The organism is Endozoicomonas atrinae, assembly GCF_001647025.1.
Taxonomy (GTDB): Bacteria; Pseudomonadota; Gammaproteobacteria; order Pseudomonadales; family Endozoicomonadaceae; genus Endozoicomonas; species Endozoicomonas atrinae.
In genome coordinates, this window is sequence record NZ_LUKQ02000047.1 from 1 (window position 1) to 24,489 (window position 24,489).

The 24,489-nt window shown below is 49.6% G+C and carries 21 protein-coding genes and 1 pseudogene; 14 read left to right on the forward strand and 8 right to left on the reverse strand.

Features of this window, described 5'->3' with window-relative positions; translation table 11 throughout:
• Together AK963_RS35225 and AK963_RS08915 are read left to right on the forward strand one after the other, a co-directional pair.
• Nucleotides 1-190: pseudogene (locus AK963_RS35225) on the forward strand (IS630 family transposase); the annotation flags it as partial.
• 511 nt (nucleotides 191-701) lie between these two features.
• Nucleotides 702-1,364 (forward strand): ankyrin repeat domain-containing protein, encoded by a 663-nt coding sequence (locus AK963_RS08915; protein WP_338011546.1) that lies wholly within the window; start codon nucleotides 702-704, stop codon nucleotides 1,362-1,364.
• Here the strand turns inward: AK963_RS08915 and urtE are convergent.
• From urtE to urtA, 5 genes are all read right to left on the reverse strand, one after another.
• Nucleotides 1,324-2,019 carry an urea ABC transporter ATP-binding subunit UrtE gene (gene urtE, locus AK963_RS08920; RefSeq protein ID WP_066015139.1) on the reverse strand — a complete coding sequence of 232 codons (696 nt, stop codon included), beginning with the start codon at nucleotides 2,017-2,019 and terminating at the stop codon, nucleotides 1,324-1,326. The genes AK963_RS08915 and urtE overlap by 41 nt on opposite strands.
• A 24-nt stretch (nucleotides 2,020-2,043) precedes the next feature.
• Entirely contained in the window at nucleotides 2,044-2,802 is a 759-nt protein-coding gene (gene urtD, locus AK963_RS08925; RefSeq protein WP_066015115.1) for an urea ABC transporter ATP-binding protein UrtD, read from the reverse strand.
• The gene (urtC, locus tag AK963_RS08930; RefSeq protein ID WP_066015116.1) at nucleotides 2,795-3,964 is read right to left on the reverse strand and encodes an urea ABC transporter permease subunit UrtC; all 1,170 of its coding nucleotides are present in this window, start codon (nucleotides 3,962-3,964) and stop codon (nucleotides 2,795-2,797) included. Before urtC ends, urtD begins: the two co-directional genes overlap by 8 nt.
• 3 nt (nucleotides 3,965-3,967) lie before the next feature.
• Nucleotides 3,968-5,614 (reverse strand): urea ABC transporter permease subunit UrtB, encoded by a 1,647-nt coding sequence (gene urtB, locus AK963_RS08935; RefSeq protein WP_066015117.1) that lies wholly within the window; start codon nucleotides 5,612-5,614, stop codon nucleotides 3,968-3,970.
• 68 nt (nucleotides 5,615-5,682) lie between these two features.
• A complete protein-coding gene (gene urtA, locus AK963_RS08940) occupies nucleotides 5,683-6,912 on the reverse strand; it encodes an urea ABC transporter substrate-binding protein (RefSeq protein WP_420795604.1) in 1,230 nt (409 codons plus the stop codon).
• A gap of 431 nt (nucleotides 6,913-7,343) precedes the next feature.
• Here urtA and AK963_RS08945 point away from each other — a divergent pair, with 431 nt between their 5' ends.
• The 9 genes from AK963_RS08945 (at nucleotide 7,344) to AK963_RS31905 (ending at nucleotide 13,503) form a co-directional block, all read left to right on the forward strand.
• Nucleotides 7,344-8,234, forward strand: coding sequence for an urease accessory protein UreD (locus tag AK963_RS08945; RefSeq protein WP_066015118.1), 891 nt, complete (start codon nucleotides 7,344-7,346; stop codon nucleotides 8,232-8,234).
• A 41-nt stretch (nucleotides 8,235-8,275) separates the two neighbouring features.
• Nucleotides 8,276-8,578, forward strand: a complete 303-nt coding sequence (locus tag AK963_RS08950) for an urease subunit gamma (protein ID WP_020582095.1) — start codon at nucleotides 8,276-8,278, stop codon at nucleotides 8,576-8,578.
• Nucleotides 8,579-8,587: 9 nt separating this feature from the next.
• Nucleotides 8,588-8,929 carry an urease subunit beta gene (locus AK963_RS08955; RefSeq protein ID WP_066015119.1) on the forward strand — a complete coding sequence of 114 codons (342 nt, stop codon included), beginning with the start codon at nucleotides 8,588-8,590 and terminating at the stop codon, nucleotides 8,927-8,929.
• Nucleotides 8,926-10,644: an urease subunit alpha gene (gene ureC / locus AK963_RS08960; RefSeq protein WP_066015120.1), complete on the forward strand. Its 1,719-nt coding sequence runs from the start codon at nucleotides 8,926-8,928 to the stop codon at nucleotides 10,642-10,644. The genes AK963_RS08955 and ureC overlap by 4 nt, the downstream gene beginning before the upstream one ends.
• A 16-nt stretch (nucleotides 10,645-10,660) precedes the next feature.
• Nucleotides 10,661-11,143 carry an urease accessory protein UreE gene (ureE, locus tag AK963_RS08965; protein ID WP_066015121.1) on the forward strand — a complete coding sequence of 161 codons (483 nt, stop codon included), beginning with the start codon at nucleotides 10,661-10,663 and terminating at the stop codon, nucleotides 11,141-11,143.
• A complete protein-coding gene (locus AK963_RS08970) occupies nucleotides 11,040-11,801 on the forward strand; it encodes an urease accessory protein UreF (RefSeq protein WP_083232552.1) in 762 nt (253 codons plus the stop codon). Before ureE ends, AK963_RS08970 begins: the two co-directional genes overlap by 104 nt.
• Before the next feature lie 37 nt (nucleotides 11,802-11,838).
• Entirely contained in the window at nucleotides 11,839-12,489 is a 651-nt protein-coding gene (gene ureG / locus AK963_RS08975; RefSeq protein ID WP_066015123.1) for an urease accessory protein UreG, read from the forward strand.
• Nucleotides 12,490-12,536: 47 nt separating this feature from the next.
• Entirely contained in the window at nucleotides 12,537-12,740 is a 204-nt protein-coding gene (locus tag AK963_RS08980) for a HupE/UreJ family protein (protein WP_066015124.1), read from the forward strand.
• A gap of 409 nt (nucleotides 12,741-13,149) precedes the next feature.
• Nucleotides 13,150-13,503: a hypothetical protein gene (locus tag AK963_RS31905; RefSeq protein WP_139117322.1), complete on the forward strand. Its 354-nt coding sequence runs from the start codon at nucleotides 13,150-13,152 to the stop codon at nucleotides 13,501-13,503.
• Nucleotides 13,504-13,830: 327 nt separating this feature from the next.
• Here the strand turns inward: AK963_RS31905 and AK963_RS08985 are convergent, their stop codons facing one another.
• The 3 genes from AK963_RS08985 to AK963_RS08995 form a co-directional block, all read right to left on the reverse strand.
• On the reverse strand, nucleotides 13,831-14,940 hold the full coding sequence (locus tag AK963_RS08985; protein ID WP_238593678.1) for a permease: 1,110 nt from the start codon (nucleotides 14,938-14,940) through the stop codon (nucleotides 13,831-13,833).
• A gap of 315 nt (nucleotides 14,941-15,255) precedes the next feature.
• Entirely contained in the window at nucleotides 15,256-16,287 is a 1,032-nt protein-coding gene (arsB, locus tag AK963_RS08990) for an ACR3 family arsenite efflux transporter (protein WP_066015125.1), read from the reverse strand.
• Between the two features lie 124 nt (nucleotides 16,288-16,411).
• Nucleotides 16,412-16,723 carry an ArsR/SmtB family transcription factor gene (locus AK963_RS08995; protein WP_066015126.1) on the reverse strand — a complete coding sequence of 104 codons (312 nt, stop codon included), beginning with the start codon at nucleotides 16,721-16,723 and terminating at the stop codon, nucleotides 16,412-16,414.
• 488 nt (nucleotides 16,724-17,211) lie between these two features.
• Here AK963_RS08995 and AK963_RS09000 point away from each other — a divergent pair, with 488 nt between their 5' ends.
• The 3 genes from AK963_RS09000 to AK963_RS09010 are packed head-to-tail and all read left to right on the forward strand — an operon-like array spanning nucleotide 17,212 to nucleotide 24,429.
• Nucleotides 17,212-18,651, forward strand: coding sequence for a hypothetical protein (locus AK963_RS09000; protein ID WP_139117323.1), 1,440 nt, complete (start codon nucleotides 17,212-17,214; stop codon nucleotides 18,649-18,651).
• Entirely contained in the window at nucleotides 18,648-19,553 is a 906-nt protein-coding gene (locus tag AK963_RS09005) for a hypothetical protein (protein ID WP_066015128.1), read from the forward strand. The genes AK963_RS09000 and AK963_RS09005 overlap by 4 nt, the downstream gene beginning before the upstream one ends.
• Entirely contained in the window at nucleotides 19,540-24,429 is a 4,890-nt protein-coding gene (locus AK963_RS09010) for a coiled-coil domain-containing protein (protein WP_066015129.1), read from the forward strand. The genes AK963_RS09005 and AK963_RS09010 overlap by 14 nt, the downstream gene beginning before the upstream one ends.
• Nucleotides 24,430-24,489 lie beyond the last annotated feature (60 nt).

The window sequence follows — 24,489 nt, forward strand, 5'->3', positions numbered from 1 at the left end:
ACCATTCGCACCGGAGTTAAACAGCTCAGAAAGGCTATGGGAGTGGATGCGGGAGCATGACTTATCAAACAAAGCATTTTCAGGTTATGAAAATATTGTAGATTGTTGCTGTGAAGCTTGGAATAACCTTTGCAGCGAAGCTGGTCGACTGTTCAGTCTGTGCTCCCGTGATTGGGCAGTTATACAGTAGTTAGAAAATTCAATTGGTATTAGAACATTAGAGCAAGACCTACCAGGAACGTTACAACACCAAGCTAATCAACCCACTTGGAATGGACATACGATCGGGTTGGTTCTTAAACATTTTATGTCACAGTACATTCCTCACAACTTAAGAATCAATCATGATGATCCAACCATGGCACGACAGCTTTTAGAGTGTGGTTTCTCGACAGATTTATACTCGCAATTTGCAGAAGTAGATACAACCAGAGGTCATCAAGTATCTTTCAGGAATCGCTCTGCAACTGATATTCGCGACACCCCTCGATTGATTTCAATAAATATTAATGACAGAAATGGAATCAATGCACAGGACTGTATGAAAAATACTCCTCTGACTATTTCAACCTATTTTATGAATACTCCTTTGACAAGAGAGTTATTAGAATTAAATGCAAACCCAAACATTCCGAACAGTTTGAATTTACCCCCCCTAAACATAGCAGTGATGAGAAAACTCCGTAGTCCGTAGCTCGGACATTCAAAATCTATACCAGCATGGAGCAAATCAAGATCATCAAGATATAGCAGGAAATCCTCCTCTTATGTATGCATGTGTATCAGGAAATATGGAATTGGCCAAAGTGCTGGTCACTAAAACTGGAGCAGATATAAACCAAAGAAACAACATGTATCTAACTCCATTAGTTGTCGCCTGTTCATATGGTTCTAATGATGTTGTTGAATTGTTAGTTCATGCTGGAGCAGTCCTTGATTTTCGCTCTACATGCCAAAGAACAGCTCTTTTCTTTGCCATACTGTATGGATACCCTGAGTGCGTTAAAACCCTGCTGAAGTTTGGAGCAAATATGGATCTACAAGACTCAATACGCAAAACCCCAATAGATTACGCAATAGAAAAACAAAAAAAAGCGGAAACCGAAGAAGATAAGTTAAAGTACGGTGAAATACTCAAACTCCTAGCTAACCCTCCTAAAAGGGTTACTCTCTCCAGGTTTTCAAAATCTAATCAATTGAAAAATACTTGCCGCAACAAGATCCGACAACTCCTGAACAGCAGCCCTCGGGATCATTTATTTACAAAAAAAGTTAAATTACTGCCTCTACCCAACGAGCTAAAAGAATATTTACAAGGTAACTCTACACAGTCATTAAACGACGCACTGCGGCTTCATCCATAGCGTTGCCAGTGCCTTCCAGAGCAACCTCCCCCCGATCCAGCACCACAAAGGTATCCGCTAGGTCACGGGCAAACTCAAAGAACTGCTCAACCAGCAGAATGGCCATCTCACCCCGGTCACGGAGCAGACCAATCACCGACTGAATATCTTTAATAATGGAAGGTTGAATGCCTTCTGTAGGCTCATCCAGAATCAACAGCTCCGGCTGGGTTACCAGTGCACGGGCAATGGCCAGCTGCTGTTGCTGGCCGCCGGACAGGTCGCCTCCCCGGCGATGACGCATCTGTTGAAGTACGGGAAAGAGATCAAAAATTTCCGGATCAATCCGTCGCTTTGAGCGGGGCAGACAGGCAAAACCGGTTTCCAGATTCTCCTGTACCGTGAGTAACGGAAAAATCTGCCGCCCCTGGGGAACATAGGCAATACCATTCCGCGCTCTTGAGTGAGAAGGGCTGCTGGCAATATCCATCCCCTGCCACAGGATCTTGCCAGAGGCTGGTGTTACCCGACCTGCGACAGCATTCATAAGGGTAGTTTTTCCAACGCCATTACGCCCCATTACGCTGGTGACCTTGCCCTTGCGAGCTTCAATGGTTACCGACTTCAGAGCCTGACTGGCACCGTAAAAAACATCAATGCCCTGTACTTCCAGCATCCCTTCCATGACAACTACCTCCCCTTATCTACCAAGATAAACGTCAATGACTTTTTGATTCTGTTGAACATGGTCCAATGAACCCGATGCCAGCACACTGCCTTCATGAAGCACCATCACTGGACACTCAAGCGCCCGGATAAACGCCATATCATGTTCGACCACAACCACACTGCGCTCTCTGGCAAGGTCTCTTAACAGGTCAGCGGTTCTGAAGGTTTCTTCATCCGTCATACCTGCCGCCGGTTCATCCACCAGTAATAACTGCGGCTCCTGCAACAGCAGCATGCCAATTTCCAGCCACTGTTTCTGTCCATGGGACAATGATGCCCCTAACCACGCTTTACGGTCTGACAGTCGTATCAGCTCCATCACTTCATCGATTCTTCTGGCACCTTTTGAACTGAGAGCACCAAACATGGAAGCAAAAGGCGTTCGACGTCCAGCCAGGGCCAGCTCCAGGTTTTCCCAGACCGTCAGGCTTTCAATCACGGATGGCTTCTGAAACTTCCGGCCAATCCCCATATTGGCGACTTCGGTTTCGTCATACCGGGTAAGATCCACTTCGCCATGGAAAAACACCTCGCCAGAGTCAGGCCGGGTTTTGCCGGTTACCACATCCATCATGGTGCTCTTGCCGGCACCGTTCGGGCCGATAATCGCACTCAGCTCTTTTTCGCGAACCATAAATGAGAGCTCATTCAATGCCCGGAAACCATCGAAACTGACCGTGATATTGTTGAGATAGAGTAAGGTGTCATTGGGTATATGCTTATCAACCATGATCCACTAACTCCGTTTTCTCTATCCGGTTGTTCTGCTGATTCCTGCGTTCAGTAATAAAGCTCGCTATCTGCTGATAAAGCCCTACCAGACCCTTAGGCAACCAGAGCGTGGTAATAACGAACAGGGCACCCAGGGCAAACAACCAGGCATCTGGCATGACCCCGGTAAACCAGGTTTTCGCATAGTTAACGACGACGGCACCAATCACAGCTCCATAGAGCGTTCCACGACCACCGACAGCTACCCAGATCACCAGCTCAATGGAATTAATGGGAGAAAACTCACCCGGATTAATAATGCCAACCTGAGGAACATAAAGGGCACCGGCAATACCGGCCAGAACCGCTGACAGAGTAAAGGCCACCAGTTTGTAGTGTTCAACCCGATAGCCCATAAAGCGCACTCGGCTCTCAGCATCCCGAACGGCCACCAGCACCCGGCCATAACGGCTGCTCACCAGCCAGCGACACACCAGATACCCCAGTGTCAGCGCCAACGCAGAACTGATCAGAAGAACAACACGGGTGCTATCACTTTGCAGGCTGAAACCCAGCAGATCCTTAAAGTCAGTCAGGCCATTATTACCGCCAAAGCCAAAGTCATTCTGAAAGAACAACAGCATCAGGGCATAGGTCAGAGCCTGGGTTATGATGGAAAGATAAACACCGGTCACCCTTGAACGGAAAGCCAGCCAGCCAAAAAGGAAAGCCAGCAACCCTGGCACCAGTGCCACCATCACCATGGCAAAAGCAAAAGAGTCAAACCCATACCAGTACCAGGGCAACTCCTGCCAGTTCAGAAACACCATGAAGTCAGGCAGCTCCGGGTTACCATAAACACCACGGTCACCAATCTGACGCATCAGGTACATGCCCATGGCATAGCCGCCCAGGGCAAAAAACGCCCCGTGCCCCAGGCTGAGAATTCCGCAGTATCCCCAGACCAGATCCAGCGCCAGGGCCAGCAACCCATAGCAGAGATACTTGCCCAGCAGGGTCACGGTATAGTTACTGACATGCAGAGGAGAGCCTTCCGGCATCAACGTATTCAGCAACACAACCACAGCCGTAATTACCATAACTGACGACAGAAGAAGCTTACCAGCACGATCTTCCAGTAACAGTCGGGTCAGAAAGCCCGGTTGGAATCCTTTCGTCATATCTTATCCCTCAACTGCCCGGCCCTTGAGAGCAAACAGCCCCCGGGGTCGCTTCTGGATGAACAGAATGATGAATACCAATACCAGAATCTTGGCAACCACGGCACCAGCCCAGGGCTCCAGAAATTTATTCACCACACCCAGCCCCATGGCGGCTACCAATGTGCCCCACAGATTTCCTACCCCGCCAAACACGACCACCATAAAGGAGTCGATAATGTAGTTCTGGCCAAGGTTTGGCCCTACGTTGGTCAGCTGTGACAGAGCCACTCCCGCAACACCGGCAATACCAGAACCCAGGCCAAAGGTAAGGGCATCCACCCGGCCGGTAGGAATGCCCATGGAGCTGGCCATGGCACGGTTCTGGGTTACTGCCCGCATATTCAAACCAAAGCGGGTGTAACGCATCACAAACAGCAGAACCATAAAGACCAGCAGACTGAAGCCAACAATGTACAAACGATTCCAGGTGAGCGACAGCGCTTCATTAATTACCCACGAACCACTCATCCAGGCTGGCGTTGCCACCTCCTGGTTCAATGGTGAGAAAATGGTTCTTACGGCCTGTTGAAGAATCAGGCTGATGCCAAATGTCGCCAGCAGGGTTTCCAGTGGACGACCATAGAGATGGCGGATAACCAGCCTCTCAATAAGTACCCCTGCAGCACCGGCAACCAGAAAGGCAAGAGGAATGGCGATAAACAGGGACTGATCAATTAACTCCGGAAAAACTGACTGAATGACGAACGTCGTATAGGCACCGAGCATCATCATTTCACCATGGGCCATATTGATTACGCCCATCACCCCGAAAGTAATCGCCAGACCGATGGCTGACAGCAACAGCACGGAGCCAAGGCTCAGGCCAAAGAAGACATTTTCTGCCACGGTATAGTACTGCTGCCGCTGGTCAATTTCGGCAAGTGCCGTAGTGATGGTTTGCGCCAGTGCTGGATTTTCAGTACCTGTTAACGCATCGGCCAATACTGAACGAATTAAGGGGTTATCAGAACTGGTAAGTACCTCGACCGCTTCTATCTGTTCACTGGTGGAACCCTGCTGAAAAAGATCCAGAGCCAGGGCCATATCCAGTGCATAGATAACCGCCTGATCCTCTTCACTGGCTCTCATATTTCTAAGCGTACTCAGCGTTTTACTATCCAGGGTTTTCAGAGAAGCATATATCGCGTTTATTCGAGTTTCCGGATCACTGGCTTTCAAGTCCCAGAATGCCAGCGCCGTTTTAATGGCTGAGCGGAGTTGGTTATTAATTCTTACTTTTTTCAGCGCTCTTTTTTTAACCGTTCCAGGCTCAAGAGGCTCGCCTTTGGATTCCCCTTCTGCAAAGAATGGGTCAAAAATCCGATACTGTTTATCGGGCGTTTTTTCTGCGAATACCAGCCGTTTCTGCTTCTTCTCGATAAACAGTTTGCCATTCAGCCAATGTTCCAGAATCTGCTGGCTGGACTCACTGCCCTCTTCAGTCAGAGACGTGACAACACGTTCCAGCTGTGCCCAGGAGCTTTTAGTTAATAATGGCTTAAGGTCTTCGGAAGACATGGCCAAAACGGGTCGCGATAAAACCAGCAACAGGAACAGAAGAAAGCTGGCTGACAGACCATGAAGAGCCTGCTGGACGTTCTGATTCATAATACATCCTTATATGCCCATACCTCCCTGACGGGAGGTGGGCATGATTGTTATGCCATCTTTATAAATCAGTAGTTCTGGCCGGAGCAGACACCGGTTTCCAGGTTATAGTTTCCGCATTGAACCGGTGCAGACCAATCAGCAACAATCTTGGAGCTTTCAGGCAGGAAGTCGGTCCATGCATCACCAATAACGCCACCTTTGGTCTCCCAGACAATCTCAAACTGACCATCATCCTGAATCTCACCAATCAATACTGGCTTGGTCAGGTGATGGTTGGTGTTCATCACCGCGGTTCCGCCCGTGAGGTTAGGAACAGTAATGCCATACATGGCTGAACGCACGGCATCAATATCGGTGGTACCGGCCTTCTCAACCGCCTCAACCCACATATTAAAGCCGATGTAAGTCGCTTCCATCGGGTCATTAGAAACACGCTCTTCATCCTTAATAAAGGACTGCCATGTTTCAATAAATTCGTCATTGGTTTCACTTTCGGCACTCATGAAGTAGTTCCATGCCGCCAGATGCCCTACCAATGGCGCTGTATCAATGCCAGAAAGCTCTTCTTCACCAACCGAGAAGGCGATCACAGGAATCTCTTCAGCAGATACGCCCTGGTTACCCAGCTCCTTGTAGAAAGGAACATTGGCATCGCCATTGATGGTCGAGATCACTGCGGTCTTTTTACCGGCATTACCAAACTTCTTGATATCAGAAACAATGGTCTGCCAATCTGAATGACCGAACGGCGTGTAATTGATCAGGATGTCAGCCTCTTTAACGCCTTTGCTTTTCAGGTAGGACTCAAGAATTTTGTTGGTTGTTCTTGGGTATACATAGTCGGTACCGGCCAGCACAAAGCGTTTTACCGCACCACCCTCTTCACTCATCAGGTAATCTACCGCCGGAATAGCCTGTTGGTTGGGTGCAGCGCCGGTGTAGAAAACATTTTTGGAGGACTCTTCCCCTTCGTACTGAACCGGGTAGAACATCAGACCATTCAATTCTTCCACAACCGGCAGTACTGATTTACGGGATACCGAAGTCCAGCCACCAAAGATAACATCAACGTCTTCCTTAACCAGAAGCTCTCTGGCTTTCTCCGCAAACAGTGGCCAGTCCGATGCAGGGTCAACGACAACGGCCTCCAGTTCCTTACCCAGCACACCACCGTTTTTGTTCTGTTCTTCCACCATCATCAGAACGGTATCTTTCAGTGTGGTCTCACTGATGGCCATGGTGCCGGACAGAGAGTGAAGTACGCCAACCTTAATCGTGTCTGCAGCCTGAGACATCACGGACAATGACAGTGCTGCGGTAGCCACTGATGTACTTAAAAAGCTTCTGGATAGTTTACTTAACCGTTTTTTCATAGCTTCCCCGCTATTGATTGTTCGCTGTTCGTTTCCTGAACAGGGGATAGCAAGAGGTGTGCCATGGTCAGTAACAGTAACGGCAAAACGGGAGAACAGAGCCTTTCTTAAAATTTTCCGATTTGTTTGGCCTTTATAGGAAATAACAGAGGGCATGCCATATTTCGGAGCATAGGAAAAACGCAGCGACTTATGTTGCACCAAATCAAGGCATTCATAATGACCATATGGTCAGGTATTATGTCAGCGACAAATGACGTATTCAGCGAAATACGGTGCAAAACGCCGTCTGGCACAGGTTTTGCCATTGATCAACAATAAATAAAAGATCCCGAAAAGCACAAGGCTGTAATATGCAATCATCATCTGGTAAAACAGAGAGCGACCAAAGCAGCAGGCTATGCAGCCCAGAGTCATCTTCATCGGGTTGGCGTGCCGGGATAGAAGTAGAACTGAAACACCTGAATGGCCGAACCCTGATGGGACGAACCCGTCATTACGGGCCCCTGCGTATTCAACGCCCTTTCTGGCCGGAAGGAAAAGACCTTACTCACCTTTATATCCTACACCCCCCAGGTGGTCTGGTAGCCGGAGATGAACTGGTTCAGCGCTTTTTCATCAGAAAAGGCGCCAGTGGGCTGGTCACAACACCTGCAGCAGGGAAAGTCTACTTCAACGGCAATGGCCAACTGCAGAGGCAGACAACGCACATCACGGTCAGCGACTCAGCATCCATGGAGTGGCTGCCTCAGGAAACCATCCTGTTTGATGGTGCCATTACCGAACTTGATACCCGTATTGAACTGACCGGCAATGCGCTTTATGCCGGTTGGGATATTATCTGTCTGGGTCGAACCGCCAGTGGAGAAAAGTTTACCCGGGGACAACTAACCCAGCATCTCAGTCTGACGCGGGACAGCAAGCCACTCTATCTTGAAAGGCTTAGTTTTGATGCTGAATCAGAACTGCCAAACTCTCTTTTAGGGCTCCATAACCACACCGTTTTTGGAACCTTTCTGATCACACTGGAAAACCCACCGGATTTATCCAACCTGCATAACCAGCTCGTCAATAAAGGCTGGCACCAGGTGACAGCCATTACCTGGCGGGCCGGTGTGTTTATTGTGCGCTACCTTGGTGACTCATCAGAGCAGGCCAGAATCATTTTCACCTGGATCTGGGAAGCTGAGAGAGAACGATTTAATGGCCGAACGGAGTGTCGGCCACGCATCTGGAATACCTAAAACCACTTCATATTTAACGAATAATAATTCAGGGTCTCATTATGGAACTTACTCCCCGGGAAAAAGACAAGCTGCTTCTTTATACCGCCGCATTAGTTGCCGAGCGTCGTTTAAATAGAGGCGTCAAACTGAATTACCCGGAATCAATCGCCCTTATTTCCATGCACATCATGGAAGGTGCCCGTGATGGTAAGTCAGTTGCTCAGTTAATGAATGAGGGCCGAGAAGTCATCACCCGCGAGCAGGTTATGGACGGCATTCCTGAAATGATCCATGAGGTGCAGGTGGAAGCAACGTTCCCCGATGGCACCAAACTGGTCACCGTTCATAACCCCATAGCCTGAGGAGTTATCATGATACCAGGAGAAGTGATTGCCTCTGCCGAGCCCATTGAGATTAACGCCGGAAGGGAAACTGTAAGCATCTCTGTAGCCAATACCGGAGACCGTCCTATTCAGGTGGGTTCTCACTACCACTTTTACGAAACCAATCCGGCCCTCTCTTTTGACCGAGCCCAGACACTCGGGTTTCGATTGAATATCCCGGCAGGTACGGCTGTGCGTTTTGAACCCGGGCAGGACCGACAGGTAGAGCTCGTTCGCTATGCAGGCAAACAGGAAATTTACGGATTCCGTGGTGAGGTGATGGGCATACTGCCACAACAGGAAGAAAAAGCGTCGGGAGATGAAAAATGACCATCAAAACGACACAGATGGACCGGCAGACCTATGTAGATATGTTTGGCCCCACCATAGGCGACAAAGTACGTTTGGGGGATACCGAGCTGTTTATCAGCCCTGAAAAGGATTACACCGTCTACGGGGATGAAGTGAAGTTTGGCGGTGGTAAAGTGATTCGGGACGGTATGGGCCAGAGTCAGCGGCCCGGTGCGGATGTTGTTGATACGGTTATCACCAATGCATTGATTCTCGACCACTGGGGCATCGTCAAGGCCGATATCGGGATCAAAAAGGGTCGTATCGATAAAATTGGCAAGGCGGGCAACCCCGATGTTCAGGAAGGTGTGGACATTATTATCGGCCCGGGAACCGAGGTTATTGCCGGAGAAGGCCAGATCATTACGGCTGGCGGTGTCGATGCCCACATTCACTTTATCTGTCCTCAGCAGATTGAAGAAGCCTTAACCTCGGGCGTCACCACCATGCTGGGTGGAGGCACAGGACCAGCAACCGGCACCAATGCCACCACCTGTACGCCCGGGACCTGGCATATCAGCACCATGCTCAAGGCAGTGGACAGCCTACCCATGAACATTGGTTTCCTAGGCAAAGGCAACGGCAGCCTGCCAGAGGCTCTGGAAGAGCAGGTACTTGCAGGAGCCATGGGCATGAAGCTCCACGAGGACTGGGGAACCACACCGGCCTCTATTGACTGCTGTCTGACCGTCGCTGAGAAATACGACATTCAGGTTGCTATCCATACTGACACTCTGAACGAGTCCGGGTTTGTGGAAGACACACTGGCTGCCTTTAAAGGCCGAGTTATCCATACGTACCATACGGAAGGTGCCGGCGGTGGCCATGCACCGGATATCATTAAAGCCTGTGGCGAAAGCTACGTACTACCATCGTCGACTAATCCAACGCGCCCCTACACCGTCAATACGGTTGATGAGCATCTGGACATGTTGATGGTCTGCCATCACCTGGATCCTAATATTCCTGAAGATGTGGCATTTGCCGACTCACGCATCCGCCGGGAAACCATTGCGGCTGAAGACATCCTCCATGACCTGGGTGCTTTCAGTATGATCGCATCAGACTCTCAGGCCATGGGGCGTGTCGGTGAAGTTGTCAGCAGAACCTGGCAGACAGCCCACAAAATGAAAGTTCAGCGGGGATTGCTGCCAGAAGATACGGGTGCCGGTGTGGATAACTTCCGGGCTCGTCGCTATATCGCCAAGTACACGATCAACCCTGCCATTACCCATGGTATTGCCCATGAGGTCGGCTCCATTGAACCAGGCAAGCTGGCAGACCTGGTGCTCTGGAAACCGGCATTCTTCGGTGTAAAACCCTCGCTTGTTCTGAAAGGAGGCGCCATAGCAACGGCACCTATGGGTGACCCGAATGCCTCCATCCCGACACCTCAGCCTGTGCATTACCGCCCCATGTTCGGCTCTATGGGACAGGCCGTGGCAGATACTTCATTGTCGTTTGTTTCTCAGGCAGCACTGGATGCAGGCATTGGTGAAAAACTGGGTCTGAAGAAAACCTTATCTGCCGTCAAGAACACCAGGACAGTTCGCAAGGCAGATATGGTGCTCAATACCTGGCAACCCCATATGGAGGTTGATCCAGAAACCTATGAAGTGCGAGCTAATGGAGAACTTCTGGTCTGTGAGCCAGCAGAAGAGGTGCCCCTGGCTCAACGTTATTTCTTATTCTAAACACTGAGGACCGTTTATGTTGAAGTTAATCGAGCGCCTCCCAAATGAGAGCAAAGCGTTTACTGACGAACTTCTGCTCCCTTTTGATGAACGCAAGCGTGGACGACTGAAAGCCGTTACGGTGAATGGGCAGGACGCCGGTATCTTTATTGACCGTGGCGACGTGATGCGAGATGGCACTCTGCTCCAGGCTGAAACCGGAGAGGTCATCAGGATTACGGCTGCCAATGAAGCAGTCACCACAGCCCGCTGCGGTGATCCCCTGACCTTTGCCCGGGCCTGTTATCACCTGGGTAACCGGCACGTCCCTCTGCAGATAGGCGACAACTGGCTACGTTATCAGATTGATCACGTTCTGGATGAAATGGTGACACTGCTTGGACTGGAGCTTGATCATGAGCAGGCGCCCTTTGAGCCTGAGAACGGTGCCTATGCCAAAGGCCATTCTCACCACCACAGTCATGACCACGGACACGGACATCATGAGCATCACCACTGAGTCTCTGCTGGGACTGCTGCATCTGGCCAGCCCTGCACTGCCAGTGGGTGCGTTTGCCTATTCCCAGGGACTGGAAACGGCCATTGACCGACAGTGGTGCTATAACCGAGAAACGACGGGTAACTGGATCAGCGAGCTGATGCAGCAGGGCATGGCCCGTTTGGATATACCGGTATTTTTCAGGTTGTACGATGCCTTCTCGGTAGAAGATCAGAAACAGGTCACTCATTGGAATAGCACCCTGCTGGCATTCAGGGAAACCCGTGAGTTGTACGACGAAGACTGTCAGGTTGGCCGTGCGTTCTCTGTCTGGGTAAAGTCCATGTACCCGCATGAAACGCGCACAGACTGGCTACAGGCTCCCACGCAGGCTGCCATGTTTGCCCTATCCTCGTTATGCCATGGCATCGACAGGAAAACAGCGGCAACCGGTCTGCTCTGGTCCTGGTGTGAGAACCAGGTAACTGCAGCCACCAAGGCTGTTCCGCTTGGCCAGACGGATGCCCAGCACATTCTGAAGCGCCTGATTAACGAGATAGAACCGGCGCTCACCATAGCCAGTTCACTTCAAGATCATGAAATCGGTAACAACCTGATGCACTTTGCCATGGCCAGTTGCTGGCATGAGCATCAGTACTCAAGGCTATTCCGCTCCTAATACAGCAATTTACTCAGTAGTAGAAAGGACAAGAACAATGACAACATCAAGAACTCCACAAACCCTGCGTGTCGGTGTTGGCGGCCCGGTCGGTTCCGGTAAAACTGCACTGCTGACCAAACTGTGTGCCGCCATGCGCGACCATTACAACCTGGCCGTGGTCACCAACGATATTTATACGAAAGAAGACGCTCAATTCCTGATGCGCAATGAAGCACTGGATGAGGACCGGATTATCGGTGTTGAAACCGGAGGCTGCCCACACACAGCCATTCGTGAGGACGCCTCCATGAACCTGGCCGCGGTTGATGAACTGTGCCAGCGCCACCCTGGCCTTGAGCTGGTTCTGGTGGAGTCTGGTGGAGATAACCTGAGTGCGACTTTCAGCCCAGAGCTGTCTGACCTGACGCTTTATGTCATCGACGTGTCTGCCGGAGACAAAATCCCACGTAAAGGCGGTCCGGGCATTACCCGCTCTGACCTGTTAATCATCAACAAGACTGACCTGGCTCCTCATGTGGGTGCGTCTCTGGAAGTCATGGATCGAGACGCAAAAAAAATGCGGGGAGATCGCCCATTTTTCTTCACCAACCTGAAAGCAGACGAAGGGGTTCGGGAGATCATCGATTTCATTATCGATAAAGGCATGCTGGATGCCAAAATGCCGGAAGAAGTGGCTACCGCATAAGAAATCCAACGGTATAACTCATTAGAAACCAAATAAGGAAAACAACAATGAAAACCAAGTTACTGACTCTGGCCAGTATGAGTACCCTGATCTCCAGTCAGGCAATGGCCCATCCGGGCGATCACTCTACCGGTGGAGTGATGGCGGCTATCTGGCATCAACTGACTGAGCCGGATCATCTGCTGTTTGCGGGCTTAGTCGCTGCCGCTGTTATTGTTGGCGTGAAGGCTTATCGGAAAAAGAAGGCATAGACTCTGTGACCAAGAGAGCATCAGTGCCGTGTTTTACGCTGATGCTCTCAATTAACACAGTATATTACTCAGTAAGGTCCATCTCGTAAGCCAGTGAACCAACAACTCCGCACTCAAAGAATACCGTTAAACTCGATCAGCCTGGGTCCGTTTTCCGCCTCATTCATTAAGTCCACCCTCATCGACAGCATGGATATGCCTTTGCTGTAATGAAGCACCGACAAAACATGGTGAATTTCATCACTCTATTCCCAAAGGCATTTAAGAAAGAATTGAATGATGAAAACACTTAGCAATAAGCAAAGACACTGGTCATAAATAACGAAAACATAAGAATGAAATATTTAAATGCAGCAGCCCCTTTGGCCGATGTAATCAGTTAGATATAAAAGAGCCTCAGGATCAGATCATGGCCAATAGAAGCAAGTCGTTAATAATCACATTATTCATTTGTATTGCAGTATTTGGCTTGCCTTCTGTACATGCTCGCCCATCCAATGAATCAATCAAAGCGTTTGAGCATAGTTTCAAAATATGCTCAAAAAGTGGATCAATTACCGCTTCAGGGCCGATGGGGCTATCAATCACTCACACGGTTCTTGGGCGTAATTCCGCAGGCTGTCAGGTTGAGTTACAAATGTCTCACCCCGTAGAACCTGAAAAACAAACCATTATAAGTTGTATCATGAATCCTGAAGCTCCCTATACTCACCAGATGAGTGATCTTTTCAATAATAGTTTCAAAGGATGCTCGCTGAATTGAACACGTAAAATAAAAACTGATGCTGTGTTAAGGGGCTTTAGTTGGGAACAACACTCTGAACCTTTCGTCTTTATACCTTGTAAGCATTACCTAAAAGCCTGTGTGGTCAATGGGTCTTATGACAAGCTGAGCACACTCCTGAGCCTTCTTTGGTTAGAAACCTGCTGGTATACAACTTTTATTGATATTCAGCCCGATTAAATGTCACGGTTTTTTGTTTTTTTATCTATCAATGCCCATGTTTCATATAGAGAGAAGTTCTCAGTAATTGGCTGACTCTCAAATTAGTCAGCCTCTCTTGTTTAATAAACCTGCCAATAACGGATGTCAGATAAAAGTCATAACGAGTCCCGCAGAGATCGCCATGGTGAAAATCACCACCAGGAAGGCAACAATCATTGGGTTTCGGAACAGACTCTTCAGCAGAATCACCTCCGTCAGGCTGGCCCCGGCACTACCGATAATCAACGCCATCAGGGCTCCCATTCCCATGCCTTTAGCCGCCAGGGCAGAAGCCAGGGGAATCACAGCTTCAGCTCGAATATACAGGGGTACACCAATAATCGCAGCAAACGGAATTGCCAAAGGATTATCCGGGCCTGCGTACTGAGCAATAAAGTCCGCAGGAATAAACCCATAAGTAAAGGCGCCAATACCCACACCCAGCATCAGAATCGGGAAGATCTTCTTAAACTGGCTCCAGGTTTCATCCCAGATACGGCCCCAGCGATCATTACTCTTGGGCTTGCTGTCGCCACAGGCCGTTGCACAGCCGGAAGCAGCAGGTGCTGGCGTGCTGTCACAGCAACTGCTGTTTTTATCAGAAGATCGAGTTTCTACTGCTGGCTTCGCATCGCAGCAGCTGGTCTTTGGCGCTGGCTTGCTATCACAGCAACTGGCTGCAGCCGTTTCACCATACACCACGTCTTTGCGAACAAAACGCTCAAAGCCCATTTTTTCCAGAAGGTAACCACCGGCGACAGAAACGGTCAGCGCAATGGCGAAGTAAATAATCGTCACCTTCATACCAAAGGTTGCCAGCAGCAGACCCATAATAATCGGGTTCATCAGTGGCGAGGTAAACAGGAACGTGATCGTCGGACCAAACCCTGCCCGGGCTTTAAGAAGACCGGTCAGCATCGGGATGGTAGAGCAGCTGCAGAACGGTGTCAGCGCCCCCAGAAGGCCAGCTGAAACATAGCCTTTACCGCCCTTGGAACCAAGTATCTTCTGAATTTTCTCTGCTGGCATATACTCCAGAATCACGCCGATAATGAAGCTGACAATCAGGAACAGAATGGTCAGTTCGCCAGCCAGAAAGATAAAGGTACCTAGTGCATCAACCAGATTCTGGGCCATATCAGCGCCAATACTGGATTCCAGTGCCGGTTTTATGACCGGCCCGATAAAATCGGTTATCTGCTGCTGTATACTCATATTAATAATTCCAGAAATATAGAAACATAGATTTAAAAAAATCCTCTTGCTGACCTGTCTGAACCTCTTATGTAGATAAGATCAGTGATCGCTTCCTTTCATGCGATCATCAGCATGTAGCTTGTCGATGAGCGTATATTAGGAGAGTGAAAAAACAGATTCAACCATTATTCTAAAATTATAGAAATATTTATACTTACCTATTTTGATAGTCCGACTGGAGCTGGATATTGATAAACCCAGAATACTTCTGGAAAAAGGGATTGGATGACTACCGAAGCCTATTGATCGGTAGTCGAGTGAGCAGGAGGATAATTAACCTGCGTGAGCAACCGGGAAACGACCGCGGGTACGATTTGCGTAAGCCACCAGCGCCAGCATGATGGGTACTTCAACCAATACACCGACCACTGTCGCCAGTGCAGCTCCGGAGTTCAGACCAAACAAACTGATCGCTACGGCGACTGCCAGCTCAAAGAAGTTGGATGCGCCAATCATTCCACTGGGTGCAGCAATACTGTGAGGTTCTTTCCACTTGCACATCCAGTAGTAGGCAATGGCGAAGATGAGTACGGTCTGAATAATTAATGGAATAGCGATCAGTACAATATCCACTGGATTCGCCAGAATCCGAGGAGCCTGAAAACCAAACAGCAGTACCACGGTAAGAATCAAACCGAGGATAGACAACGGTTTCACTCGATGGCCAAATGTCTGCAACGCTTGCTCTGACCGCAGCACTTTTCGGGTAAGCAAACCTGCCAGCAGGGGAATCACGATAAACAAAACCACGGAAAGAAAGAGCGTGCTCCAGGGTACGATGACATCCGTAACTCCCAGCAGGAAAGCAGCAATTGGAGCAAAAGCCACAACCATAATCAGATCATTAACCGCCACCTGAACCAGTGTGTAATTGGCATCCCCGCGAGTCAGCTGACTCCAGACAAAAACCATCGCGGTACAGGGAGCAACCCCAAGCAGGATCATCCCGGCAATGTATTCATCACCCAGATCCGGAGAAATAAGGCCAGTAAAGCTGCCGAAGAGATAGCGAATAAACAGGATCGCCAGAAGCGCCATGGTAAATGGCTTTATCAACCAGTTGACGGTCAGCGTGACAATCAAACCTTTTGGGCGACGATGGATGTTTTTTACTGCAGTAAAATCGATCTGCATCATCATCGGATAAATCATCAGCCAGATCAGCACCGCAATCACAAAATTAATGCTGGCGTATTCCCAACTTCCCAGGGTAGAGAAGATAGCTGGATACAGTGTTCCACCGACCAGCCCTGCAAGCATGGCCAGAGCCACCCAGACACTTAAATAACGTTCAAAAATACCCATGATTTGAACCTCTGCAAATTATCGACAATCGTCGAAAAACGATCATAAAGTACAAAAAAAGCCAATGTTCTTTCAAGATTCTCGTTCCCACGCTGAACATGGGAATGAGACATATCGTTCGGTGTTAACTAAACACCGCCAGTAACTGCTGTACACGCTTGATAGCTTCCGGACGAAGACTGAAGCAGGTTTTGGGATGTTTCACTTCTGCATTTACCAGCCCAGCTTCCCGCAGGATCCGTAGATGTTCTGAAACCGTGGACTGGGCAAGACCAAGCTGCCCTACCAGGTCAGAGCCCAGACACACTCGACCAGCCAGTATCCTTAACAGTCTTACCCGTGCCGGATGCCCAATGGCTTTGGCATAAGCAGCCAGCTCTTTCTCTTCAGACTCGTTAAACTGAAAATCAGCGAGACTTTGAAGGCATTCCGTCATTACTCCACCCACTTGCACACCAAATTAATCGTTAAATCACGATGAACGATACGCCTGTATTGTTTCCCTTACAAGTACACATAGCTAAAAAATAAACAGGTAACAATCGACATTCACTTTAAGAGCGGCTCTGGACACATGGGGCTCATGGCCAATACTTCTGCTGGAAAGTGGTATGTAATGGGACGATGTAAAAATACTGGTGAAATCTATTCAACCAAATGCCTAAACCTGACCCGTATACCTTGAGTATTTGCGCAGCACCATACTCCCTGAACCGAGATAATTGTACTGTGAACGACTTATCTCAAGTTTGCCTGCACCCCGTTTTATACGAAAGCACTCCCTGAAAAAGTTCTAGCGTTTCAAGACAGCAGCACGGGGTCACATGCAGCGCAAGGGTTATGCAATGAAGATTAATTAGACATGCAGCAAGGTAACAGAAAGTTATAATATGGGGTTCTGTTATTTAACTGTAATCACCCCCAATGAATTCATGGATAGTCCTATTATCTACCACGTTGCGCCTGGTAGATCTGCATGACAGCAATCATGAACGGCATTCCGACCATACCCGGGTTTCGCTGGAAAAACGAACCGGCCATCAGGATGGTTACTGGCTGGGTATTGCCTGTCAGTTGCTGGAATACTTGCTGGAAGAGGACTATCAAACCAACGGCCAGTTTATTCCCCAGAGTCGTTGCCTGAACAACCTTCGGGAACTCATTCCGGAGCTGAACGCGGATGACCTGAGTTATGTCATTAATACGCTCAGCACACCCAGCGAACTGTTTTTTACCCAGCAGGTAGAAACAGAAAAACGACGCACGGCAAGCACCAAACAGACAGCCCTACTGGAAAAGCAGAGCAAAATTGGCCATGTCCGGCTATCACAGGCTGGCCGCCAGAGCGTCACATTATCTCGCCAGGTCGATGATATTCTCTACAGCGAACATGATGCCGCCAAAATCATTTCAGCCATTGCCCGCAGTGACTTTGACCGGATCCCACCTATCTGTGACTCTATTCTGCTATCCATTAGGGGACTGACCCAGGAAATTCGCCGGATTCGGGAAAACCCGGCATTGGAAGGTAAACTGGACTCATTCCGTAACAACCGCAAGTACTATCAGAGCGCTGTTCGCAATATTCAGGCTACGGTAATGGACTGCCAGAAGCAGTTCCTGCGCCAGGAAATCCGTGAGCGTTTTAACCAGTGGGCACAGCAGCAACCCGACGAATGGGAGCTGCAAATGCTCGACCGTCCACTGATCCGGATTCTCAGTGCGCTTGAAAACCTGAACCGGCGCCTGACTGACCTTCTCCGGGATATTGCCGAAGGCCGCATCCAAAGTATGGGGATCGTGGACTTTAACAAGGCAGCACTTAACCTGGCCTGGCAACCACCGGGCATGGAGCTGATGGAGTCAGTCTTCCAGCAACTGGCTCCCATAGATATTGCGGTTACGATTCCTTCACCGGCTGATTATCAGGGTCTTTTGGATAACCAGCGTGCCGACACCAGCTCAACCAGTCTGGTTTATGACGATGGCAGTGATGAAACGCCAGAATCATTAAAATTGAAACGTTTCCTGAGCCATCACGGGCAGGTGATGCGTGAAAGACTGCAGCAGGGTCCCTTGCCACTGAGTGAAGCGATCTGTAACGGCTGGCATCAATTTTCCAATGAAGATCGCTCGGTAGAAGACTGCTTGCCCCAGTTGATCAATATGTTTGTAGATACCGAGCAGTTACGGCCAGACCTTGCTGTAGCCATTGATACACAATCCCTAAATATTGTTCTGCCTGACGGCCGTCGTTTGCACGGCGACAATCCGATTCTTATGACTGTCGAGAAAAGTACGAAAAAATTGTCGCTTGAGCCTTCCCTCAAGCCTTCCATGAAAAGCGAGGAACCTCAGCTATGAATATGACTGAAATGGGTGAGGTTTACGCTTATCTGCTTCGTCACCGTATTGCCGAAACCCGTTCACAGAGTGGTCGCCGCCGGGCTTCCCAGACCGGCCTTCTGTCAGAAAGAGATGCAGCGGTCATTCTAAAGGAAGCGGATGAGGAGCAGATGCAGAACTTCCGAGCTTTTCTGAGTGGTCAGGGTCTGCAGCTGGCTATTTACGACAGTGCCGATTACCCCGGTATTCCACCAGGCGGCCAGATTTATATGCTACTGAGAAATCCTGAAGCTGAACTGCCAGCCATGTTCAGCCAGCAACAGATTCTGCAGAAACTGAAAATCCGCAATGAAACCAAAGAAGCCACAGCGGTCTGGTTCATTCACCTCTGGCTGTTAATGCTGGGGCTGCTCTATACCCGAACCAACCGTTCCCTGTCCGATGTCAGCCTTTATCAAAATGCAGTTTTCGGCCAGGAAGAACTGACTGAAACGCTTAGAAACCATCTGGAAACCATCCGGAGATCGGGCCACTACCAGAATACTCAGGATAAAAGCTCCCTGGATAATGCACCTCGTCAGCTGGCTATCCTACTGGCGGAAAAGGGTGAAGATATCAATCGTCGAGTCAAAAATTTTATTGATGCACTGATTGAAGCCAATCATCTGCAGGCCAGGGGAGACAAAATCTTCCAGCAGACCCTGTTAGGAGCGCTGGAAGTGGAGCAGACCGGCTTTAGCCATCTGCGACACCTGATTCCTGAAGATATTGCCCAGAGAGTCGTCAATCTGCCTGAGACAGCAGTTAACCCGCCGGAAAAAGCCGTCAACTCTGAAGCTTATTCAGAAGCAAATGCCGACAAAGCCATTGAAACCACTTCCGACCTGATGGAACAGGAGACTGCCGATGTCAGTCATTAATCGCATCGAAATAGCAAGCCTGCTGAATAAGCATGGTGATGTCAGCTCCCCCTGGGAAGCCAAAATGCGTCACCTGGTTCTGAACCTGCGCGGTCAGTCCACCGCCATGAATATGGAAAACGGGTTTGGTAAGACGACGCTGTCTGATGCATTGATCGGCATGCTCTCCCGGGACAGAACACTGACCCAGAAAACCAAGCGCAAGATGTCTCCATCAAAGGATGGCCATCCATGGACACATATTCGGGTAGAGTTTAATTACACCTCCGCCACCGATTCTCAGTCCGACATACTGGCCATGGCAGGCGACAGTGTTGGAGGTGAGCAGTGGGTATTCGGAATGTATGGCCATAGCGATACTGATGCTGGTTTCTATTTCTATCCCGGAAGGCTCGAGCAACTGCCCATTCACTCAACCACGGCGGACGGTAAGCTACAGCTGTTCAGTAATGAACATATCCAGCACGCATTTCGTCAGTTAAAACCCGAACGGCCTAAAGACCGCGAAAGCTGGCTGGATGCCATGAGCCTGCACATCAGTCGTAAAGAACTGGAGCAGCTGGCTTCTTTCCAGAAGGAAGGCGGTGCCGATAAGAGCCAGATATTCAATGCCATCAAGCCTCGTCCCGGTGAAAAGGCTGATCAGGCGTTTTTCTATGAGGTCCTTGCTCCCCAGATTCTAGCCGGTGCCAGCCATGGGGAAACCGATGAGTCTGAAGAGTTTATTGAAGAGCTGGTGATCAACTCTGGTCGAAAGGTTTCAGAACTTCGTCACCAGATCAGTGAAAACAACAAGGATCTGGAGCGCAACGACGCCAAGAAAACCCGGTTGGAAGAGCTGAACCAAACGGCCAGCCAGCTCGGTATCGCCCAGTCGGATCGAGACCAGTGTCGAGAGCAGCTCAGTGATCAGGCGGCCTGTATGGCTGTGCTTTCCCGCCGCGGTATTCCCGGAGTACCCGTTTCCTGTGAAGAAAGCGGTGATGCTCAGACTGAGGAAATGAAGCTGGCTCAGGAGCTGGCCATTCGAGTGGGTGAAACCACACCTCTGATTGCTGTCTCAACCCTGGCAGATATTACTGGTACCAGTGCCCGCAAGATAGAAACCTGGTTTGAGAGCCGACAACTGGCAGGCTTTCGCAGCGATAAGACGGCCATTGTTTACCATCCACAGGTCAACTGGGCATCCGGAAAATCAGTTCGCCTCTACCCGGCAGATAAAGCCCGAGAGCTGCTCACTGAAAGCCATGACCTGTTCAGGGATGACAATCATCGAATTAAAACACTTGAACTACTGGCTGAAGCTACAGACAGCTTTTTTGACCTGGACAGTAACCCGTTTCGGGAAAACTATCTGGCTGATCAGGAGTTTCAAAAAACACTGCGCAGTGAATTGGGTGAACTGAAGGATCAGCGCCGGAGTCTGGAACGTGAGTGGGAAGCACTGCAAAGCCGGGATAAAGAGTTCACGGATAATGAAACCGTTTATACCGATGCACTGAAAGAAGGATTGTTTTCAGAACAGGAACTGGAACACCCTGACGATACGGAAAAGGCCGTTAATCAGCTGAGCAGAGCCATCTCGGAAGAGTACGATAAATTCCTTAAGGCTGAAGGAAAATTCAGTGCCCTGGTGGATAAATGGCATCAGTTTCAGCAGGAGTATGGTACCGCTATAACGCCAACCGATGTTCTACAGGAAAAATTACTGAAGCTTGAAGAGTTGTCCGGTGCACTTGAAATCCAGCGAGAACAGACAGAGCGTCTGGAAGTTGAAGAAAAACAGCTTGCCCAGCAACTGCAGAACATTGAACGACAACTGCCTTTATTACAGAAAGACAGTGACCTGTTAACTACCCAGAAAATAAGTTACGACCGTGTCTGCCAGCAATTTTCCAACGAAACTATTTCTGGCCTGACCCAGCGACTGGAACAGCGTCAACGACAACTGCGAATCGAAAGAGACGAACAGTCCAATCAGCAAAGAGACCGACAGAACAACCTGACAGCCCTGCAATCCCTGCTTCCTGGCTATCAGGCATTCTGCAAAATATTTCCAGGACAGCAACCCGAAGGGCTGGAGGACCTGCTAAGAGCTCAGGAAAGCGAGCTGACAACTACTGTCCACCAGCAGGAAAAGCTGGTTAATGAATTACAGCTGCTGTTTGCGGATCTTTTGCAGTTCAGGCAGGAGCAACCAGGCACGACTCCAGAGCAGTGGCTTTCCATGGCCAGGGAGTCCTTCCCGCTAAGACTTGCTGAGCGTGAAGCCGTCAAAACCGCAATTGATGATATTAAACGACAGCTATCTGATCTTGAGACAGACCCTGTCAGCCCGGGCTCAGTAGAAGTACAGGGTACACGTCTGCTTGAAAAGCTTGGCCTCCAGCTGCAACCACTGCATCAAGTCATTGCTGAGCTGATGCCAGACAATGATTCCCGCAAGCAGCAATGGCTTACCCAGTCACATAACCTGCTGTTTGCTCCGGTACTGTCGTCACTTCCTGATGCCGAAAAAGCAGCCAGCGAATTTGCCCGACAGCAACTGCCGGTACCGGTCTTTACCCGCGATGCACTGCAACAGGCTGTGGATAGTGTTGAATCAACTCTGCTGGGCGCAGTTACCGGGTATGAGAGCCTTGCCGTCAAGTCACTGCTGGACCCCGCGTTTATAGCCGAGCTGAAACAACAGCTGGAAATGGAGTCTGCACAGCATCAGAAGCTGCTGGATGAGCTGGAGCGGGATATCCTTCTCTTTGCGCCCGATTCAACCACCACCGTTATCGCCAGAAGTGCAGCAGAAGCACTTACCCGATCCGCTGAAACAGAGCTGCCTGTTCTTCAAGCCACGCTTTATACAAACCAGCAGGCGCTGCAAGATCTTCAAGAGCAGTTGTCTGTGGATAACCGGAAACTGATACGTAAAGCAGAGCAGTTTATTCAGCAAGGTGGTGAACCAGCCATTGCTGAAAACACAGAAGCTCTTAAACGGCTTATTGTAGAGCTTGATCAGTTATCTGCTCGGCTGACACTGCTGGATGAGCAACTCACTGGAGAGTCTCGGCGAGTCCTGGATCAGGCAGAACAATTCCTGCAGCAGAATGGCGAGAGCCGCCTTTCAGAGATTGAAACTGAAATAGAACGGCTTTCTATCCAGCAGGAACAAGTGCAGGAAAAGCAGGAACAATGTCTTTCTGCACTGGAGCAGTGCCAGCAGCAGCTTCGCCTGTGTCAAAGCCAGATTCGTGATGTCTATCAGCCCGGTGAAAAAGACCGCCTGGAAAGCCTGGAGCTGTACCTGGAAGAAGGTGGCCCCGAGTTTATGGCCAATGCGGAACAGCGCAGGGCTACATTGAGCAGCCAGAAGAATAAGGCCGATAGGCGGGCAAACCTGAAATTTGATCGGATTCGAGCTTATCTAAGTGTCCGTGATGATCAGCAGGGATCCACAGTCCTGAAAAAGCAGATTGCGGCCGTTAAACAACAGCTCTCAAGCATTGAAAAAAACCAGGAAGAAAAACAGGAAGAGATCGAGAAGATTCATCAGGCACTTCCAGAGCAACTGAAAGCCATTCGTCAGGTCGATGAGACGGCTCATCACTGGCTGGTACAATTGGCTCAGTTCAACCCAGACATGTTGCAGTCACTGGCTGAACACGATTCAGAAAAGCTGGAAGCCATGACACTGTTTGAGATAACAGAGCGCTATCTATTGGCCGCAGGCGCTCAGGAAACCGCCAGTCAAACTGAGGATATGACAGCTATTCTGGCCAGCGCTGAAGCCCTGGCTGAACAGTTGGAGCTGGAAAATACCCAGGAACTTCATCGTGAACTCAAGCGTCGAGAGAAAAGCCACGATGAAAAGCAGGAGTTGTTCCGCTCCGTACTGCATCGTATTCGAGAAACAGAGCGACACCTGTTTAATGCCACCGAATTGGTGCGCCTGAACAATCTGGATCAAGCCGATAGCCATGCGCTTACTGATCTCGACAACATGATTTCCACCATCAGTGAGCAGCTTGAGAAAAGCAGGGAGCGCCAGAGCCTGCTGGAAGCCTCAATGGAAGGAAACGAGCAGAGCCTTCAGGAGCGACTGGCCAGTATCATCCTGCACTCTGTGGATAACCTGAAAATCCTCAAGCGGGTGGCCAGCCAGTCATCAGGTGACAATGCTTATTTTGTCATTGATGCGGATATCGTCAATGAAGAAGGGGTAAGAAGCCTGGTGCGTTCTCTGCTGGCAGAGATTGAAGAACACCAGAAGCAGATTCGGCGACGCAAGGCCCAGAGCCTGCCGGTTGGCAGTGAAGAGAAACAGCAGAAAGACCTGCAGAAAAATCTGCGAAGCCAGATCTACCGTCAGCTCTTTACTAATATTCGTATCCGCCTGAAACACGATGCGATTCGTCCACATGGCCACCTATTCAGTCTTAACGAAGATATGAGTGAAGGGCAGCGGGAAGCCCTGTCCCTGATGTGGCTGGTGAAACTCTCCGAGTTTGCTATTGAACGTGAGCTCCGTACCGTACCCAGCCAGTATCGCCGCAAGGAGAGAAAGTCTGGTGAGTCCGTGATTATCCTCGACGGTCTGTTCAGTAAGCTGTCACATCGTCGTTTGATTGAGGACTCTCTGGAATCCCTGCGCAATACCCGTGGCCGCTTCCAGATGATCGGACTGATTCATAACCCCAATTATGAGAATGATCCGGGTATTTTCCCGACCTACCTTGTAGGAAATGTGATTGGAGGCCTGCAGGGTCAGGGTGGTCATGTGATGGTAAAAGACGGGGTCAGGGTCAACGCTGGTTCAGTTGGTCGGAGCAGAGGTGAAGCCAGCCTTTTCCATCTGCATGTCGATCATGAGCCTGTCTCATAATATATAGAGAAAGGCATAGAAATCTAGTACAAGTAGACCAGCTTTCTATGCCCATATTAC